We start from the raw sequence: 18,350 nt of genomic DNA, 5'->3' as shown, positions 1-18,350 counted from the left end.
TTGATTTTATTTTTGACGCACTAATGTATTTTTGAAGGTATATTTGTCTGCTCGGTAATAGGATGTATCGTATAAGATCGGTTTGGCTGATGCGGAATAGGTCATCGAATGGACCAAAAGCATCGGTTCCTCTTGAGGCACCTGTAAAAGTTTCGCAATATCGGCCGGACTTTTCACAGCTTCCACCTCTTGATGGGAATAACCAATCTCGATGTTGGCTTCAATGACTTGATACAAAGACGACTCTAATTGAGCTTTCGTGAGTTCTGCGGTGTCTTCTTGCAGATAGCGTTTCAGTACGTAAAGATTTTCCACCGTCATCGGCTCATCATCAAAGTAACGCAAGCGCACCAAATAAACGATTGGTTCCTTAGCGTAATCGCCAAACAGCTGACCAATCTCTATCGGGAGCTCTTTGACGGTTTCGATATGCAAAACTTCCGTACGGGTCTTTTTCCCTTGGATTTTGGCGGTCTCGGTAAAACTTTGGAGCCCGCCAGAGCCGCTTTGGATCTTGGGCTGTTTCATGACATAGGTTCCTTTGCCTTTTTCTTTCACTAACAAATTCTGGCCAATCAATAGATCGATGGCTTTGCGCACCGTTAAACGGCTGCACTGAAATTCCTCTGCTAAATCATAATCGGAAGGAAGCTTTTGGCTCGTCACGTACGTACCTTCATGAACCCGTTGCGCAATCTGCTGGGCAACTTCTTGAAATACTGCTTGTTTTTTCAACGTCTCTCCTACTTTCTTTCACTTTGCTACCATTCATAAAACGATCGATTGGCACTGACGCCAGAAGAAACACTGACAAACGCTTGTTCATCGATTCCTTGGATCATGCCTTCGACAGTCTTGAGTTCTCTATGGGAAATGACAAGTAATAATAGTTTTTTCTGTTGATGATCAAATCCACCTTCGACATCGTTGATGACCGTGATGCCTCGCTGCAAGGCACATTGCAACGTCGTAATGACGGGTTCTGCTTTTTCTGTAACGACCAGCAGCTGCACACGCCGCTGCTTCAGGTTGACGTAGTCGACCATCCGCCCACTGATGAAGAAGGAAATGGCACTATAAAAAGCATAAGGCCAGCCAAAGATCAGCCCAGCTGCTAGCTGCAAACTGACATTGAAGCCTATAAAGAAACTGCCGATACTTCTACCAGTGGCTTTTTTCACTAAAATCCCTAAAATGTCAAGCCCACCCGTTGAAAAATCGTCGTTCAATGTCAAGCCCACCGACACCCCGTGCAGCAATCCGCCAAACACGGCACAGATCACCGGATCGGTCGTTAAAGCAATGACCGGTACCACCTTCATCATAACAGAAGACAGGACGACGGTACAAACCGTCATGATGGTAAATTCTCGATCGATTTTGACCCAAGCAACCGCTAACAATGGCGCATTAAAAAAAAGCACCAAAAGCGGGATCGAAAGCTGCAGATTCAACTGCTCATCTAAAAGCTGCGACAACAATTGCGACAAACCAGTGATCCCACTCGCATAAATATTTCCCGGCAGCCAAAAGAGATTTAGGGCAATCTACGACAGCAATGCATAGATCAAAGCAACAAGCATTCGTTTTCTATAACGTGCCATGTTTTTCCTCCTCCACTTCGCTTTTAGTATATATCATTAAGTATATACTGTCACGCAGAAAAAGCAGGCGAAATGAGGGGGAAAACAGGAACGAAGCAAGGTAAAAACACGCCAAAATCAAGGAGAAAAACGTTGGTATCAAAGGTTTTTTAAGATTTTTTTAAAGCGAGTAAATCACTTGAAATTCGCTAAAAAATGAATAAAATAAAAAGTGTAAAAACAAAAGAATAAAGAAAGGATGATTCTTATGACACATGAGATTGTGCCACGCCGCTCAGATTCATACAGTATGACACCTTTTGATTTCTTTGAAGATTTTGGCCGCAGTTTTTTTGATGGGTTTAAATCGAACCTGATCAAAACCGATATTCACGAGAATGACAAGGAATTTCTCGTTGAAGCAGAACTGCCTGGCATCCCTAAAGAAAATATTCAAGTAACCTATGAAAATGGGGTTTTAACGATTACGGGACAACACCAGACGGATCATGCGACCGAAGATGAAAAAGGACGTCTGGTTCGCAGCGAGCGCAGCTTGACAAGCGTTCGGCGGCAATACCTGTTAGAAAACGTCAAAGAGGATGAAATCAAAGCCTCTTACGCTGAAGGAATTTTGAAATTGACGTTGCCAAAAGACCAAGGCAAACAAGCGTCAAAGAAACTGATTCCGATCGAGTAACGAAGGCAATCAAAGCACCGCAGCAAAACGAGCGATCTCTGTTTTGCTGCGGTGCTTGTTTTACTTTAGAAACTGTCCGACTACTAAAAAAATGCACCATCGCTTCTGAGAAAGCGACGGTGCGTTTGTGCTTATTCTTTGGTTTCGTCTTGGATGCTCGTTGCGTCTTCGACATCAGCTGGTTCGATTTGTGTCTCAACGGATGCAACAGTTCCGGGTTTCACTGTGCGGATCGCTGAACGATCAAACTCTAAGAAAATTCCTTCACAGTCGATGATCACGGTACTTTTTTCTGTGTTGACTTCAGAAAGAACGCCGTGGAGTCCGCCGATGGTTACGACTTCATCGCCAGCTTTCATATTTTCTAAAAGATTTTTACGCTCTTGCTGTTGTTTCTTTTGTGAACGACTCATAAAGAACCACATTGCCACTAAAGCAACCAGCATAAAGAGCATTGGTAAAGATTGTGCCATTTTTTTCACCTCGATTTATTTTCTTTCCTATAAGATACTTTATCAGAATTCCTCTATTATTCCCACCATTTTAGTAGAGAATGTTAGAAATTCCTCGCATTTTCCTTGTTGAACCCATACTCTTCAATAAAATGCTCACGGAACTCCAACAAGTTGTCATCCATGATGGCTTGACGGACATTTTTCATCAGATTCAATAAGAAGTAGACATTGTGGTAAGACGTCAAACGCATACCAAAGGTTTCATCACATTTGATCAAGTGGCGGATGTACGCACGAGAATAGTTTTTACATGTATAGCAATCACACTTCTCGTCAATTGGTCGAAAGTCACGGGCATATTGTGCATTTTTCACGACTAAACGACCTTTTGAAGTCATACAGGTACCGTTTCTTGCGATCCGTGTTGGTAAAACGCAGTCGAACATATCGACACCGCGAATCACGCCATCGATCAAGGAGTCAGCTGCCCCAACGCCCATCAGGTAACGTGGTTTGTTTTCTGGAATCCAAGGAGTTGTAAATTCCAACACGCGATTCATTTCCGCTTTTGGTTCGCCAACTGACAGGCCGCCGATGGAATACCCTGGGAAGTCCATACTGATCAAGTCTTGGGCACTTTGCTTGCGCAAGTCTTCAAATCCTGCACCTTGAATGATCCCAAACAAGCCTTGCCGATCTGGATTGGCATGGGCTTTCAAGCCACGCTCCGCCCAGCGAGACGTCCGTTCCACCGATTTTTTGACGTAGTCATAGCTTTCATCAAATGGCGGACACTCATCAAAACTCATCATGATATCTGACCCTAATTTGTTTTGGATATCAATCGCTTTTTCAGGAGATAAAAACATTTTCGACCCATTCAAATGGTTTTTGAAATGGACACCTTCTTCGACGATGTTGCGCATTTCGGCTAATGAAAAGACTTGGAAACCACCTGAATCTGTTAAGATCGGTTGATCCCAATTCATAAATTTATGTAAGCCGCCTGCTTCTGCAACAATGTCTTCTCCTGGACGTAACCACAAGTGATAGGTATTGCTTAAAATGACGCCTGCACCCATTTCTTTCAATTCTTCAGGGGCAAGGGTTTTGACCGTTGCTAATGTGCCGACTGGCATGAACATTGGCGTTGGAAAGGTTCCGTGAGGCGTGATCAGTTCGCCTAAACGGGCACCGGTATGCTTTTCTTTCTTTATCAGACGATAACGAATGGCTGGTTCCGTCATTCATTTCCCTACTTTCTCTCTATACTCGATTAACTGTGCAACGCTATCTATGATAAGGGTTGCCCTTACATTTTGCAAGGAAGTTTAAAGAAACTAAGAGTATTTTCTCCTAGTCATGCGAAACATCTATTACTTTTTTTTGAAGATTTAGCGAAAGTTTGCTATCATGTTATTTATATTGAAGGGAGGTTTTTTGAAATGAAATCAAATAGAGAACTAAAAGCAGAAGCAAAAGCAATCCTGAGAGGCCGCTGGAAAGACAGTGTTTTGATGTGTATTGTACCGACTTTGATCTCGATCGCTATCGCATTCGTCATTATCGTCCTTACTGTTATTCCATTGTATCAAAGCGGTATGTTCAATGATCTTGGTTCTACCGATGCAGTCAATTCCGCTGGCGGCAGTGGTGGCAGTGGCGGCGGCGGTTTGATCAGCGGTCTATTTTCTGCCTTATTCGGTGCTGGGATCTCTTGGACTTTCCTTGATCTTTTACGCGGTAAAAAACAGTCGATCCAACCCTTTTCTGATGTCTTTCGTGGCTTCAGTGGTGCTTTCGTGTTAGGGATCATCGTCATTTATATTTTGTCGACTATCTTCACGACGTTGTGGACATTCCTGTTTATCATTCCTGGGATCATCAAAGCTTATTCTTATTCTCAAGCATATTTTGTCTTTTATGATACTTATGAAGAAACGGGCATGCGACCAGATTTTCTCAGCTGCATCACAGGTAGCCGTCATTTAATGAGAGGCTACAAAGGTCAACTGTTCATCCTTGATCTGAGCTTCATCGGCTGGCACATTTTGGCCATCATGACTGCAGGAATCGGCTACTTATGGCTGACACCTTACATCAGTGCAACCAAAGCAGCGTTTTATGACAATCTGCCTAAACGAGCACTTGCTTAAAAGATCGGTTCGCCGGTCTTTTTTTTTGAGGAAAACGACCTTTTTCTTTTGCAAACGCTTCCGTTTCGTGTTATAGTATACGTGTAAGGAAGGTAGCAACTCTGTTGGTGGTTTTCGTAAATATCGCAAACTCAATCTACTAAAAGTTGTTGAACGTACAAGTTTCACCTAGTACCAAACGTGTAAAGTAACAAGAAGAAAAACGTAACAAGGATCGAACATTTCCATATCGAAAAATGATACGTCTCATTTTGTATCGGAATACACGAAACATGTGTAAGTTTGTAAATGAAAACAAATTTTCGAGAAACATTGCTTTGCATGGACCACAAAAAGCGACCACCACTTATACCTTCCTCTAGTAGTAAGCTGGGCGACAAAAAAGCAGTTCTAAAAGTTGAGAAATTGTTTCAACTTAAAGAGCCGCTTACGTCGCTCAGTTTTTTTGTTTATTTTAAGAACATCGCATCGCCAAAGCTAAAGAAGCGATACCGCTCATCGATGGCATGCTGGTAGGCAGAAAGTGTTAGGTCGCGTCCTGCAAAGGCACTAACTAACATCACTAAGGTTGATTTTGGTAAATGGAAGTTGGTAGAAAAAGCTTCCACGATTTTAAACTGATAGCCTGGCGTGATAAAAATACTCGTCCACCCACTATCGGCTTTGATTTGCCCATCAAACTTAGTCCCAATGGTTTCTAACGTACGGATCGAAGTCGTTCCGACTGCAACGATCTTGCCGCCATTTGCCCGAACCTCGTTCAATTGAGCGGCAGCTTCTTCTGTCAAACGGTAAAATTCGCTGTGCATCTCATGATCAGCGATATTATCGACACTGACTGGACGAAACGTTCCTAAACCAACGTGCAAAGTCAGATAAACCAGCTTGACGCCTTTTGCTGCGATCTGCTCTAGCAATTCTGGGGTAAAATGCAAGCCGGCAGTTGGTGCGGCAGCTGAGCCGTTTTCTTTGGCATAAACCGTTTGATAGCGGTCTGGGTCTTCAAGCCGTTCTTTGATGTAAGGCGGTAACGGCATTTCGCCAAGTGATTCCAGAATCTCTAAAAAGATTCCTTTGTATTGAAAACGAATGATCCGGCCGCCGTGATCGAGCTCTTCTTCCACCACTGCCTCTAATCGTCCGTCACCAAAGGTGATCTTCGTGCCGACTTTGGCTCTTTTGGCTGGCTTGATCAAGGTTTCCCACGTATCCCCTTCAATATTATTCAGTAAAAGGATTTCCAAATGGGCACCTGTTTCTTGTTTTTCGCCATAGATACGAGCTGGTAATACCCGCGTATCATTCATCACCAAAGCATCCCCTGGTGCCAATTCATCAATGATGTTATAGAAGTGCTTGTCCTCAAATTTGCCAGTCTCACGGTCAACCACTAATAAACGGGAACTTGAGCGATCGCTTAATGGCGTTTGGGCGATCAGTTCTTCCGGTAATTCAAAATCAAAATCTTCAGTTGTAAGCATGTTGTTCCTCTCTTTCCCTAAATTCTTCTCTATTCTAGCATGTTTTTATAAAAATTGAAAAAACAGCTTTTTATTCTGCCCTTTCTTAGAAAAAAATAAAGAGACTGCTGCCAAGGCGTTCTGCAGAAAAACCCCCTTTTTCCCAATGAAAAATAACGGGGGATCTTCGCCGTTTCTATTCCCTATGCATCGCTCCTTAATTTGGACTTGCTTCTGGCGCTATTTTCGGTTTTGTCTATACAATTCTGAAAAAAATGGGCAGATTATTTGAATAACAAGGGACTTTTCGGCATACTTAGTACAGATTCTAAGCCATTATTCAGATTGCTTAAATAAAAATAGAGGTGACATCATGATTGAGTTTCAGCAGGTATCCAAAATTTACAAAGGTGGTAAAGTCGCTGTTGAAGATGTGAATCTTTCCTTTGAAAAAGGCGAATTCATTTGCTTCATCGGGACAAGTGGTAGCGGAAAGACGACTTGTATGCGGATGATCAACCGTATGACGGATCCTTCTAAAGGAAAAATCTTGATCAATGGAAAAAGCGTTACAGAGATCAACCCAGTGGAATTACGCCGTCAAATCGGCTATGTGATCCAAAGCATCGGTTTAATGCCTCACATGACGATTCGGGAAAACATTACATTGGTTCAAAAATTGTTAAAAGTCAGCCAAGAAGAACGCAACAAAACTGCCGAGCGCATGATCGATTTGGTGGAATTGCCGCGAGAAATGCTCGACCGCTACCCCAACGAATTATCTGGGGGCCAACAGCAACGGATCGGTGTTGTCCGTGCCTTGGCAGCTGACCAAGATGTCATCTTAATGGATGAGCCTTTTGGCGCACTAGACCCAATCACTCGTGATTCTCTACAAGATTTGGTCAAAGACTTGCAAGAACGGCTTGGAAAAACCGTCGTCTTCGTTACCCACGATATGGATGAAGCATTGAAACTTGCTAGCCGCATCGTGATCATGAGTGAAGGAAAAGTCATTCAATTTGATACACCAGAAAATATTCTGCAACACCCAGCAACACCGTTTGTGGAAGAATTGATCGGTGAAGACCGCTTGTTGCAAGCAAAACCTGACACGACGCCAGTTAAAGACGTGATGTTGAATACCCCGATCGCTATCACACCAGAAAAATCCTTACAAGAAGCGATTCACTTGATGCGAGAAAAACGGGTCGATACCTTGCTGGTTACCGACAATAGCAACGTGCTAAAAGGCTACATCGATGTCGAATCCATCGACCGCAACCGTGGCAAAGTTACTAGTGTCGGCGATATCTTGAACAAAGATGTCTTTTTCGTTCGTGAAACCGCCTTGTTGCGGGATACCTTGCAACGCATTTTAAAACGCGGCTTAAAATATGTGCCGGTAGTAGATGCCGACAAACATTTAGTCGGGATTTTGACCCGTGCTTCCTTAGTTGATATCGTTTATGACGTGATTTGGGGCGATGAGCCATCGATCATGGAAGCCATTGAGTCGGCGAAACCTGAAGAAACTGAGGAGGTCTAGCGCATGCAAAGCTTCTTTAATGAATATGGCGGCCAATTGGTCACCAAAAGTCTCGAACATTTGTATATCTCCTTTGCTGCTTTGCTCTTAGGGATTCTTGTTGCTGTACCGATTGGTGTGATCTTGACCCGTTTCCCCAAAGCAGCAACGGTCGTGATCGGCATCACCAGTGCGTTGCAAACCGTGCCTTCTTTGGCACTATTGGCATTGATGATCCCGATTTTAGGTGTCGGAAAAGTCCCTGCTATCGTCGCTCTTTTCATTTATTCCTTGTTGCCGATTTTGCGAAATACCTACATTGGAATGAAAAAAGTCGATTGGAATTACCGCGATGTTGCCAAAGGGATGGGGATGACCAACTTGCAGTCGATCATCAGTGTGGAATTACCTCTAGCGATCCCAACGATCATGGCAGGGATCCGCTTATCGGCCGTGTATGTTTTAGCTTGGGCTACCTTGGCTTCTTACATTGGTGCCGGCGGACTTGGTGATTTGATCTTTAGCGGACTAAACAACTACCAACCGCCTTTGATTTTTGCTGGGACGATTCCAGTGACGATCTTTGCTTTATTAGCTGACTGGTTACTGGGTTTGTTAGAAAACAAACTGACACCAGCTGCCTTAAGGGGGGATGCGTAATGAAAAAAACTTCAAAATTAGCGCTGTTGTTTTCCTTAAGTGTCGCTTTACTGTCCGGCTGTTCCTTTCCTGGTTTAGCCTCGACTTCTGATGAGAATACCGTGGCGATCACAGGTGGGATCACTTCCGAAGCCCAAATTCTTGGCGCAGTGGTTGCAGGTATGGTCGAACACTATACGGATAAAAACACAACCGTCATTAACAACTTAGCAACAACGACCATCAATCACCAAGCGATGATGAATGGCGATGCGTCGATCTCAGCTGCCCGCTACACAGGAACTGACTTGACCACGACGTTAGGGTTGGAGCCAGAATCTGATCCGCAAGCCGCCTTTGACAAAGTCAAATCAGAATTTGAGCAACGGTACCAACAGACTTGGTTCCCTTCTTACGGCTTTGATAACACATATGTCTTTCTTGTCAGAAAAGATACTGCCGAAGAATACGGATTGGAAAAAGTCAGTGACTTGAAAGATGTCGCAGATCAATTGGTTGCAGGGGTCGATACCGCGTGGATCACACGGGTCGGCGATGGGTACGATGGCTTCCAAAAAGCCTATGGGTTCTCTTTCCAAAATATCCTACCGATGCAGATCGGTCTCGTCTATGATGCTGTTGATAACGGAAAAATGGATATCGTTTTAGGGTACTCAACCGACGGCCGGATCGGCAGTTACGATCTCGTGATGCTAGAAGACGATCTAAACTTCTTCCCACCTTATGATGCCGCACCGATCGTCGATGACAAATTGTTGAAAGAAACACCTGAAATTGGCGATGCCCTGAACAAATTAGCAGGCAAAATCGATACCGAAAAAATGCAAGAATTGAATTACCAAGTGGATAATGACCTTCTAGAACCAACGGTAGTTGCCGAACGTTTCTTAGAAGAAAATAATTACTTCGAAGGAGAGTGACGAAATGGCAGACATGAATTTATTCCAACAATTTCTTTTCTATTTTCAAGAAAATGGCGGCTATGTTTTTGCTCAGTTCATTCGTCACTTCTTGATTTCAATCTACGGGGTACTTTTTGCCTCGATCGTCGGGATTCCAATCGGGATCTTGATTTCTAAAAAAATGCGTTTGGCAGATTGGGTGATTCGTTTCGCCAATATCATCCAGACGATTCCATCTTTAGCGATGATCTCGATTTTAATGATCGGCATGGGCTTAGGTGTGAATGTCGTGATTTTAACGATTTTCCTTTATTCTTTGTTACCGATCATCAAAAATACCTATACCGGCATGCGCCAAGTCGACCGCAATACGTTAGATGTCGGCAAAGGGATGGGGATGACTAGCTGGCAGCGATTGTATATGATCGAATTGCCATTGTCTGTTTCGGTGATCATGGCAGGGATTCGAAACGCCTTAGTCGTGGCGATCGGTATCACCGCTATTGGCGCTTTCGTTGGTGCTGGTGGACTGGGGGACATCATCATCCGTGGAACCAATGCGACGGATGGTGCATCGATTATCTTAGCCGGTGCTTTACCAACTGCCTTGATGGCGATCATTACGGATCTTGGATTGAGCTTTATTGAACGCCGCTTAGATCCAGCCAGCCGTACTTCACGCTAAACTTATTTGGAAAAAGCAAAAACCGTTGTGACCATTTATTGGTCGCAACGGCTTTTTTGGTTCGGTCATTTTTCAGGAAAGTATCGCTTCAGCCGCTTCCCTTCTTAGGGTTAACGCCCTGCTCTTTTTCGCTATTTATCCATTCCATATACTTCGACTTCATAGATTCGGGCTGCTGAGTCTGCTCCTTGTGTTGGTTTATCAATACTGATTTTTACATATTGCACCTTCTTGACGGCAAACGTATTGGTGCTATTGCCCGCTTCATTTTTCAACGTTCGTGAAACTGGCTCATAGTCTTTGCTATCTTCACTGACGAGCACCGTATACGCCCGCGTATTCATGTCTGGGCCTTCTCCACCAGCTTCCGCATGGGCGAGGCGTACTTCACTGACCGTTTGCGGTCGACCGAGATCGATCATCAACTCATGAGGCGCATTGCCTGTCGCACACCACTTCGTACTCAAATCACCATCGAGGGCAAAAGCTGGTGCTTCGGCATCATTGACAAACGATGAAGCAGTTGCTTCGGCATCTTTTGAAAGCAGCAGCAACTCTTTCGGCGCATCAGCAGAAATCGTGATCAATCCCGCCATTTCCAGAGGGGTCTCTCCTGCTTCGTTTTTGGCAACAAGCGTGACTTTGTAGGTACCTGGTTCCGAATAGGTCACTTGGGGATTTTCTTCTGTACTGCTGGTGATATCGCCGCCTTCAAACGTCCATTCAAATGCTTCGGCATTCGCAGATGAGGTATTCGTGAAGGTGATCGTTTCCCCCGGTGCCGCTAAGGTTTTAGAGGCTGTAAAGGCTGCTTTTGGCAGCTGATTGTTTGGCCAAGTGATCTCCACCGTATCGGATAGCTTGCCACGATTACCATAGCGATCCACTGCCACCACCGCGAACTTGGTTTTCGTTCCTTTTGGTCGTTCAACGGCATTCAAATAGTGGTTGGTTGCTGGCGTAGCTGCTAAGAAAGAGCGTGAGCCGTCATCGTTCAATTGGTAGACCTCATAAACCGCAGCTGTCTTGTCCTTGGCAGCTTCCCACGTTAAACGGACACCCGCATAGTTGCCCTCTTCTTCATCAAAGAGCACATCCTCAACCGTCAATGCTTCGGCAGCGAATTTCTCCGCTTTCTGATCTCCGATCGTTAATTGCCCTAAATTCAATTCATAGACATCACTGGTTTCTTTCGTGGTTATGTCATAACCGATCGCTGTCACTTCCCCTTTGATGTCTTTCAATGAGTAAGTGATCGTCGTCCAGTCTGTTGCGACCTCTTTGTCTCCTTTGATCGTTTGTGTCGAACCATCGGCTAAGGTCACGACCAAATCAAGAGCTGTCGGTACCGTTGCTTTGACAGTCGTCGTCAGCTTCGTCTTTTTCGTCACAGGAACTGCTGTCTGATACAATGCCATGTGACTGGTACTACCTTTTGTCATCTGTCCACGTAGTTTCAGTGCATTTCCGCCATTATAGGCATCCGCATAATTGATTGATACAGCTAAATCATTGTCTTTTCCGTGGTCAAAGACCCAACGATAGGTCGGCAAAACAGCTTGCAAGCTTCGGTTGTTCCAATTGCGGCTGGACACTTTTTCTCCGTCGATAAAATAGTTGTAGCCATTCCCCAGACTAAAATTCGTCACAAAAGGCAGCTCTGTGATAGCGGTCTGTTCCAGGGCATACGTGGAGATTCCAGGCCACTCTGTCGCTTCTGGCAGCTGGCTTTCCCGAGGATCGCCCGTGTTATTGACCCAAAAAGCATTCTCTTTGCTTTGGAAATCATCCGGCGTACTAGCAGAAGAATAGGTCCAGCTAGGCACATACAGGCCCAATGAGGTATAAGGAACGCCTTTTTCATCCGTAAACAGATCCCAGCGCACAGGCGTTGAATAGCCATTTTCTTGTACATCGATCCCAGCAAAAAGATCGTAAGGATCGACGCCGATTTCACGGGCTTTTTCATTGGAGGCCTTCAACAGCTCTTTGTCCGCCAGTTTGTCAGTGGTCCACCAGAAATTCAAGAACATACTATCTGCCAATGGGTTCATCTCTGCATCCACCAAATAGGCTTTGTTCTTATCCGTCAAAGCGTTTTGCCAATCCATTTTCCCATCACTCGTCATGGAATCATACCACATGATCTCTAAATGCTCGTCGGCTTGTTCTTTGAATTGGGCGATTAGTTCTTGCATCGCTTTGGCGTGGCTTTCATTTAGTCCTTTACCATCAGCCCCCGATTGTTCGACACCTTCCGCTGCATCATCAAAACTGGTGACCGCTGTATCGGTTTCTTGATTGATGAACCAGCCATCAAAGCCATACGTATTGGCAACTTCGATCATTTTTTCTACGATCGGAAAATTGCCGTCCTCATCCTTAGCTAAAAACGTATCTAGCCATTCCAACTTCCCACCATGGGCAGTTTGCGGAAAGAAGATCGTTCCTAAAACCGGCACGCCATTCCTATGAGCAGCATCTGTCACATCAGGACTTGGTGGTACGATGATCCCTTCGCCAGAAGAGCCGCCCCAATAAACCAATTGATCGATGTATTGCCAATAAGAAAAGACATTGGCATCAAAGGTATTGATCCCTCGTGGTGCATTGCCGCTCGTACTGCTATTCATGATCGAAAGCGCCACGACTTTGGTTTCTGCCGTTTGCGTGTCATTCATCTTCGGCAACGTCTCTTTAGCTGCCCGCTGCGCTAATGGAACAACGCTGGTATTGTATTTCGCATCTGGATCTTTTTCAAAAGACCATGCCAACAAATCCTCTGGGAACCAATAAGACGACTCCGGTTGATTGTCCATCGCTTTTTCCAACGTACTTTTGGCTGTTTCTTGGTAAACGACTTTTCCAGTTGTCTTCGCCTCACTTTGGGTGCAGCCGCCGATGGCCGTTGCCGCTGCCAATACCAACAAAGATGCGCCAACTTTACTGATTATCCTTGTCACACTTCTTCCTCCTTGTTTTACATAAACCCGCCAACATTCCTACACTAAAACGATAACGCTTTCAAAGATAAGAATATAGGAACAAATTAAAGAAATCATGCAACAAATCCAAGAAGGTTAGGTTTAGAAAAAAAAGAGCCTCCTAAAAGAGTCCCTTTTCCATGATATTTTAACGAAAAAAATGAATAAATTTAGCTTGATTCCAGATTCTGTTTAACACTGAATAGCTTTTATGCTTGCTTAATCCACTATTAATAATACTAACGTCTGCACATCTACTTGCTTAATGATTCATGAATAGCAATACGGTCTTCGATTTGTTTTTTTAAACTATTTCTAAAATCCTCGTACCCAAAATTAGGACGAAGCTCACTGAATATTAAATTATCATTATCATAAAATTTAGGAGCACTTGTATTCCCATCTCTTAAAGGGTAAATTGCAAAAACGGCTTGAACTACTCTTAGTTGTCTTAACAAAATATCATTGAAATCAATAATGTTTGATGAAGTATCATTTCTATAAGCCATCAACTGATCTATTTGCGAACGACTACGGCTACTCGATACAATATTATATAAGCGTTTATACTTTGCATCTAATATAATGCTTCCTGTATAGGAACTGGAATCAAAGATATCTATTCTAATATCTGGTTTGTTCCTACTAGAATAGGTTTTAATAGGATTGTCAAGTGTATTATTAAATGATTTATTCCTTAACGTCTCATTAAATAGTACCCTTATTTCAACAGTCCCTCTCTTCATAACTACTTTTGTCCCATCTGTTAAAAACGGTAAAGCTTCATTATAAGAGTAACAATCGAATATCCATCCTGACACAGGTTCAAACTCAAGATCGATAAGTGCGTTAACAGTTTTTATATATGTCCATATTTCATATAAAAGATCAGTTTTTTTCCAATAGTATCGATAATTTCTATCAAAATGAACATTGTCATTATTTCTTATATTATTCAGATACATTTTATAAACTGCGTTATATTTTGGTGATAAGATAAGTGATTTAGGAACAAACTTAGGATGCCTATCTGAAACATTCGAAAAATATTTAGCTTCCAAAAACTCGCTTATATATATATAAAATGAGCGAAGTCTGTTTTTATCTTCGTCAAGAGATTCTTTTTGGCTTAATAACCTATTATAAGTGTAAGCCACAGTCTTAGTGGGCTTACTGTGATTAAATTTTTCCACAGTTTCATTTTCGTCATCTAACAATTGATGAATTCTTTCTATATAATCTATAGCCAATTTAGTAAATCTTATAAAATGATTCAATATAAACTTTATCCATTGATTCTCTGGTATGTCGTATTCTAAAATTCTTTTTGGAGAATATATTTGCCCTTTTTTTTCAGGATGACGTTGCATCATTTGAAGTGTTCTCATGTCAATAAGTGTTTTACTTCCATTAGGCTTCCAAGAATATTCTTTTGCAATAAAAAATTTAGCTTCTTTCTTTAAACTATCCAATGCAACCAAAACTTTAGGAATATCCTCACATAATTTTTCGATTTTTTCAATCATTGATGCAGTTTTCTGACCAGAGTTAAAGGAATCTTTTATAGTACTTTCTTTACGTTTAATAAATTCAGTGGACAGCCCTTTTACTGATTCCTCGATTTCCTCTCGCATTACATGCCATTCACCCAATGTAAGATCTTTGGGAATTATTTGGATAACAGAATAAAAGATTTGATTACAACTTATAATTTCGAAGTAATAGTATCCTGGAATTAAAGGAACATTTTGGTTTGAATCGTAATCAAATATTGAGATTGTTCTGTTTGAAGGCGGAAAATAAAGATTTTTATTTTCATCTTCAAATCTTCCATCAATTTCGAAATCATCTATTTCTTTCAAATACAATCTATCTTCAATGTTAGTACTTGAAAAAATAAATTTTAGCTCTTGAAATTCTTTTATTTTAGGAATAGTTTTAGATTTAAAATCAATTGCCTCATCCATAGAATAGAAGTTGAGTAGTGAATCATAACCTTTGGTTAACAGTTGAACTTTAAATGGTAAACCCATGTAAGCTCAACTCCTTCGCTTTTTGATGAATTGCATGCCGAGAAAATTCAAATGAAGAACTACCAGTATTTTTATCCAATATTTTTTCAAGAGAACCAATTTCATAAGAGTTAGATGCCTTATTCCAAACACCCAACATATCAGCTAGCTGTTCTTCTGACCCGCGGATTTTAGTTAAAATTCTTTGAACCAGCTGATAATCTATTGCCTCATTCCTTGTTAGTTCAGATTCTTCTGGAATGTTTTGAAGATAGTCATCTATTTGTTTCAAAATTCTCCAACCAATTCCTACATTTTTATCATGGCTATTCATTTCGAGATGGATTTCCCATAACATATCCTTTTCAGCTTTTTTCAAAGCATTATTAATATTAGATTTTTTAAATGATTTGTATTTATCATACTTTATTGCTCGTACATTTTTAGGCTTATTTGTATCATCTATTTGATCAAGGTTTAAAACATTATTAAAAGGAACCACTTTTAATGAAATAATATTTGAACGATCCAAAACCTTATCTGAGAACTGATGTGTTGACTCATCTGTATTAATAGTGCCAACAAACAGAACGTTCGGACCTATTATGATTTCTGGTGGATAATAAGCCGAATTATATAGGCGCTTTTCTAGCTCAGAGTTATATAACTTCAATCTTCTATTTTCAGGAGATAGTTCTAGTACAGATAAAAATTGAGAAAAATAATGTTCAACTCTTGCTAAGTTCATTTCATCAAAACAAACCATATACAAATTATCTGGACTTTTTGATGCATCAATTAATATGTCCAAAAGTCCGCTATCTCCAGGACGATATACTGAATTGACTGTATCAGCATACCCTAACAAATCGGAATCATCTTCCCAAAATGGACGTACTGAAATAAATCTCAATTGGCTTTCACCAATGTTCAGTGCTTTTGCATAAGTATGAATTAATTGAGTTTTTCCAGTACCACTTAAACCAGCTAGTATTACTAAGCTATCACCTTTCATAGCAGCATGAAAATTTATTAAATCTTTCTTGTCATAATGCAAATGAAATTGCTTTTCTGCAACAAATTCAAAACGATCAATAAATTGTAATTCCTCTGATTTTTCATTATCCGAACTTCCACTCTTCGGATCATTGTTATCAGTTATTCTATCCGAGATAATGGCTTTATCATTGCTTTCCTGCTTACCAAGAAAACTATTATTGGAAAAAGTAGTCAAACCCTCAAGTTCAGATGTAGCGCTCATTTTTTTCCAGTCACCATTATCTATACGTCTCAGAAATTCTTCTTTAGTCAAACTAATCTCTTCATCCGAAATTTGAATTAACCTTTCTATTTCTCCCATCTTCTTTTCAAGAATATCTGCTGGTATGAAAACAACATTCTCTTGTAAATGCTCAGAATCAAACCAATCATCATCTTCTGGAGATGAAAGTTCAATATAATGTTTACTTTTTTTGTTCACACTATATTGAACACCATATGTTGAATAGTTTTGACCAGTTATTTCTCCAAAAAGAGTATGGTTATCCTCATCCTCTTTCCATAAAACATACTGTGGATAGTCGTCAGCATCCTTAGAGTACTGAAAAAGTCTCCCTACCAATTTCTCGTTATAAAAATGCCATTTAAAAGAGTCCTTTGAATTAATAGAAGATTTAAAAGAATCCTTGTCGAAAACAGGGAGAGATAGAAACTTGACATAACTATCCGTGAATCCCTCATTTTTAGCTACTAATGTCACGTTAGATCCTCGGCAAAAAGTTTGCCCGTTTTCATCGTTTCTTATAATCTCAGGCGTACAGATTAGCAATGAATCAGACAAAAATTCCGCTAAGCGTTCAGCTCTTTCAGCCCTATCCTGGTATAATCCATCATCAGCAAAATCAAATTTTCTGAGCTCAGTTGCATATATTTGAATTTTATCGATATCGTCTGTAATACTATTTGGAAAATCAGAGAGGGGAGTTAGCCAAATATACATGTATTCATTTTTATCAAATTTAATATTATTTAATCCATCCTCTAAGTACCCTATAATTTCATAATCTTGTTTCCCATAACGCATTTGATTTAATCCTCCAATTCAAAATCATCAATTGTATTAATATAAATAATTTTTTTTTCAGGAAAATGTCGCTTTATTTCTCTCGTCATCTTAGTTGAAATCTGATATGAGAGTAAGAAAACTTTTTCATATTGCTTAGATAGTTCTTCTCTAATTCTATTTATATCCAGTTCCTCTTTCGATATTTGAACAAAAAAATAATTAGGATAAGCTTCTGTAATTGATTCGGACAACTTTCCTAGTACTATTACCTTTTTTTTATTCAAATTCAAATTAAGCTTCTTGACTTCGTAACTCAGGCTTTCATTTCTTTTCTCTAAATCATTATTTTTATTTTTCAGTTCTTTATTTTCATTCTCCAAAACAGATATAGTTAACTCGTTCTGTTTCAATTCATCTCTTTGCTTATCAATTTCTCCTTGAAAAGAGTTTTTCATCTGATCAATTTTTATTTTTATATCATTGTCAGATTTTTTTTTTCTGCTATCATATTTATTATTTAATTTTTGAATCTTTTGGTTCAGTTTATTTATCTCATTTTCTAGTTTTGTTTTCTTTCCTTTAATTCTGAGTACTTCTTTTTTTAAATCATCATTTTCTTTACTTAACTTATTTATTTCAGCTTTTTCATCCTGTTGTTGTTTACTATTTTCTTCAGCATCTGATAAAACCACATCATCCTCAATTAATGACTTGATTTTTTCTTCTATAATCTCAATATTAATTTCATCATTTTTAAAAAAATTATCCAACTCTTCTTTATTCTTATTTTTTATTAAATAAAGCAAGAACTCAGGATAATTAATCCCCTTGTTATGGTTCATTTCATTGATTAAATCATCCATACTATCTAAAGATAAATAAGAAAATTTTTTGCTATATTTATCCACAATGTCATTAAAACCCTCACCCGATAAAAACTTATAGATATAATAGTTATTTTTCAAAAGACCTTTTATAGACAAATCTCGCAATCTTTTGGGACTTGTTTCTTTTAAAGAAACCATTCCTTGACTTTTTTTGGGAACTATTTTTATTAATTGGTTTAAATGATTGTCATCTAATGCAGCAACGATTCGAATCAATAATGTATTTTGTATTTTAGACAGCATACTCCTCACTTCTTTCATTTACAAATATTA

General features: G+C 40.4%; 15 protein-coding genes. 6 read left to right on the top strand and 9 right to left on the bottom strand.

Going from position 1 to position 18,350, the window contains the following annotated elements; genetic code table 11:
• Positions 1–6: 6 nt before the first annotated feature.
• The gene (locus IGI76_RS02220) at positions 7–735 is read right to left on the bottom strand and encodes a GntR family transcriptional regulator, LSA1692 subfamily (RefSeq protein ID WP_016609636.1); all 729 of its coding nucleotides are present in this window, start codon (positions 733–735) and stop codon (positions 7–9) included.
• A 26-nt stretch (positions 736–761) separates the two neighbouring features.
• Positions 762–1,547 carry a YitT family protein gene (locus tag IGI76_RS02215; RefSeq protein WP_333718938.1) on the bottom strand — a complete coding sequence of 262 codons (786 nt, stop codon included), beginning with the start codon at positions 1,545–1,547 and terminating at the stop codon, positions 762–764.
• 304 nt (positions 1,548–1,851) lie between these two features.
• On the opposite strand from IGI76_RS02215, the gene IGI76_RS02210 reads away from it, so the two are divergent.
• A complete protein-coding gene (locus tag IGI76_RS02210; RefSeq protein ID WP_060792622.1) occupies positions 1,852–2,283 on the top strand; it encodes an Hsp20/alpha crystallin family protein in 432 nt (143 codons plus the stop codon).
• A gap of 131 nt (positions 2,284–2,414) precedes the next feature.
• Here IGI76_RS02210 and yajC read toward each other — a convergent pair whose 3' ends face one another.
• Positions 2,415–2,756, bottom strand: coding sequence for a preprotein translocase subunit YajC (gene yajC, locus IGI76_RS02205; protein WP_005232170.1), 342 nt, complete (start codon positions 2,754–2,756; stop codon positions 2,415–2,417).
• An 83-nt stretch (positions 2,757–2,839) separates the two neighbouring features.
• Positions 2,840–3,985 (bottom strand): tRNA guanosine(34) transglycosylase Tgt, encoded by a 1,146-nt coding sequence (gene tgt, locus IGI76_RS02200; RefSeq protein ID WP_005227333.1) that lies wholly within the window; start codon positions 3,983–3,985, stop codon positions 2,840–2,842.
• Positions 3,986–4,183: 198 nt separating this feature from the next.
• On the opposite strand from tgt, the gene IGI76_RS02195 reads away from it, so the two are divergent.
• Positions 4,184–4,894, top strand: coding sequence for a DUF975 family protein (locus IGI76_RS02195; protein WP_034857863.1), 711 nt, complete (start codon positions 4,184–4,186; stop codon positions 4,892–4,894).
• 449 nt (positions 4,895–5,343) lie between these two features.
• On the opposite strand, the gene queA is transcribed toward IGI76_RS02195, so the two are convergent.
• Positions 5,344–6,375: a tRNA preQ1(34) S-adenosylmethionine ribosyltransferase-isomerase QueA gene (gene queA / locus IGI76_RS02190; RefSeq protein WP_010748742.1), complete on the bottom strand. Its 1,032-nt coding sequence runs from the start codon at positions 6,373–6,375 to the stop codon at positions 5,344–5,346.
• A gap of 352 nt (positions 6,376–6,727) precedes the next feature.
• Between queA and IGI76_RS02185 the strand changes: the two genes are divergently transcribed.
• From IGI76_RS02185 to IGI76_RS02170, 4 genes are read left to right on the top strand one after another with little or no spacing between them, the layout of a single operon-like run.
• Positions 6,728–7,903 carry a betaine/proline/choline family ABC transporter ATP-binding protein gene (locus IGI76_RS02185; RefSeq protein ID WP_005227327.1) on the top strand — a complete coding sequence of 392 codons (1,176 nt, stop codon included), beginning with the start codon at positions 6,728–6,730 and terminating at the stop codon, positions 7,901–7,903.
• A 3-nt stretch (positions 7,904–7,906) separates the two neighbouring features.
• The gene (locus IGI76_RS02180; protein ID WP_016609633.1) at positions 7,907–8,542 is read left to right on the top strand and encodes an ABC transporter permease; all 636 of its coding nucleotides are present in this window, start codon (positions 7,907–7,909) and stop codon (positions 8,540–8,542) included.
• Entirely contained in the window at positions 8,542–9,462 is a 921-nt protein-coding gene (locus IGI76_RS02175) for an osmoprotectant ABC transporter substrate-binding protein (RefSeq protein WP_005227318.1), read from the top strand. Before IGI76_RS02180 ends, IGI76_RS02175 begins: the two co-directional genes overlap by 1 nt.
• Before the next feature lie 4 nt (positions 9,463–9,466).
• Complete coding sequence (locus IGI76_RS02170) at positions 9,467–10,129, top strand: ABC transporter permease (RefSeq protein ID WP_005227316.1); 663 nt, start codon at positions 9,467–9,469, stop codon at positions 10,127–10,129.
• Positions 10,130–10,260: 131 nt separating this feature from the next.
• Here the strand turns inward: IGI76_RS02170 and IGI76_RS02165 are convergent, their stop codons facing one another.
• The 4 genes from IGI76_RS02165 to IGI76_RS02150 form a co-directional block, all read right to left on the bottom strand.
• Positions 10,261–13,092, bottom strand: a complete 2,832-nt coding sequence (locus tag IGI76_RS02165; protein ID WP_333718920.1) for an endo-beta-N-acetylglucosaminidase — start codon at positions 13,090–13,092, stop codon at positions 10,261–10,263.
• A 275-nt stretch (positions 13,093–13,367) separates the two neighbouring features.
• Entirely contained in the window at positions 13,368–15,146 is a 1,779-nt protein-coding gene (locus tag IGI76_RS02160) for a DUF2357 domain-containing protein (protein ID WP_333718919.1), read from the bottom strand.
• Positions 15,130–17,208, bottom strand: a complete 2,079-nt coding sequence (locus tag IGI76_RS02155) for an McrB family protein (RefSeq protein WP_333718918.1) — start codon at positions 17,206–17,208, stop codon at positions 15,130–15,132. The genes IGI76_RS02160 and IGI76_RS02155 overlap by 17 nt, the downstream gene beginning before the upstream one ends.
• Before the next feature lie 5 nt (positions 17,209–17,213).
• A complete protein-coding gene (locus IGI76_RS02150) occupies positions 17,214–18,338 on the bottom strand; it encodes a coiled-coil domain-containing protein (RefSeq protein ID WP_438792250.1) in 1,125 nt (374 codons plus the stop codon).
• Positions 18,339–18,350: the final 12 nt, after the last annotated feature.

Source organism: Enterococcus sp. DIV2449a, from assembly GCF_051711225.1.
GTDB lineage: Bacteria > Bacillota > Bacilli > Lactobacillales > Enterococcaceae > Enterococcus_D > Enterococcus_D casseliflavus.
The sequence above is the reverse complement of the archived record's forward strand: the minus strand, read 5'-3'. Positions and strand labels throughout refer to the sequence as shown.

Coding starts and splice junctions, on each gene's coding strand:
- IGI76_RS02210 (WP_060792622.1), top strand. CDS start 1,852: ATGACACATGAGATTGTGCCACGCCGCTCAGATTCATACAGTATGACA.
- yajC (WP_005232170.1), bottom strand. CDS start 2,756: ATGGCACAATCTTTACCAATGCTCTTTATGCTGGTTGCTTTAGTGGCA.
- tgt (WP_005227333.1), bottom strand. CDS start 3,985: ATGACGGAACCAGCCATTCGTTATCGTCTGATAAAGAAAGAAAAGCAT.
- IGI76_RS02195 (WP_034857863.1), top strand. CDS start 4,184: ATGAAATCAAATAGAGAACTAAAAGCAGAAGCAAAAGCAATCCTGAGA.
- queA (WP_010748742.1), bottom strand. CDS start 6,375: ATGCTTACAACTGAAGATTTTGATTTTGAATTACCGGAAGAACTGATC.
- IGI76_RS02185 (WP_005227327.1), top strand. CDS start 6,728: ATGATTGAGTTTCAGCAGGTATCCAAAATTTACAAAGGTGGTAAAGTC.
- IGI76_RS02180 (WP_016609633.1), top strand. CDS start 7,907: ATGCAAAGCTTCTTTAATGAATATGGCGGCCAATTGGTCACCAAAAGT.
- IGI76_RS02175 (WP_005227318.1), top strand. CDS start 8,542: ATGAAAAAAACTTCAAAATTAGCGCTGTTGTTTTCCTTAAGTGTCGCT.
- IGI76_RS02170 (WP_005227316.1), top strand. CDS start 9,467: ATGGCAGACATGAATTTATTCCAACAATTTCTTTTCTATTTTCAAGAA.
- IGI76_RS02160 (WP_333718919.1), bottom strand. CDS start 15,146: ATGGGTTTACCATTTAAAGTTCAACTGTTAACCAAAGGTTATGATTCA.
- IGI76_RS02155 (WP_333718918.1), bottom strand. CDS start 17,208: ATGCGTTATGGGAAACAAGATTATGAAATTATAGGGTACTTAGAGGAT.
- IGI76_RS02150 (WP_438792250.1), bottom strand. CDS start 18,338: ATGAAAGAAGTGAGGAGTATGCTGTCTAAAATACAAAATACATTATTG.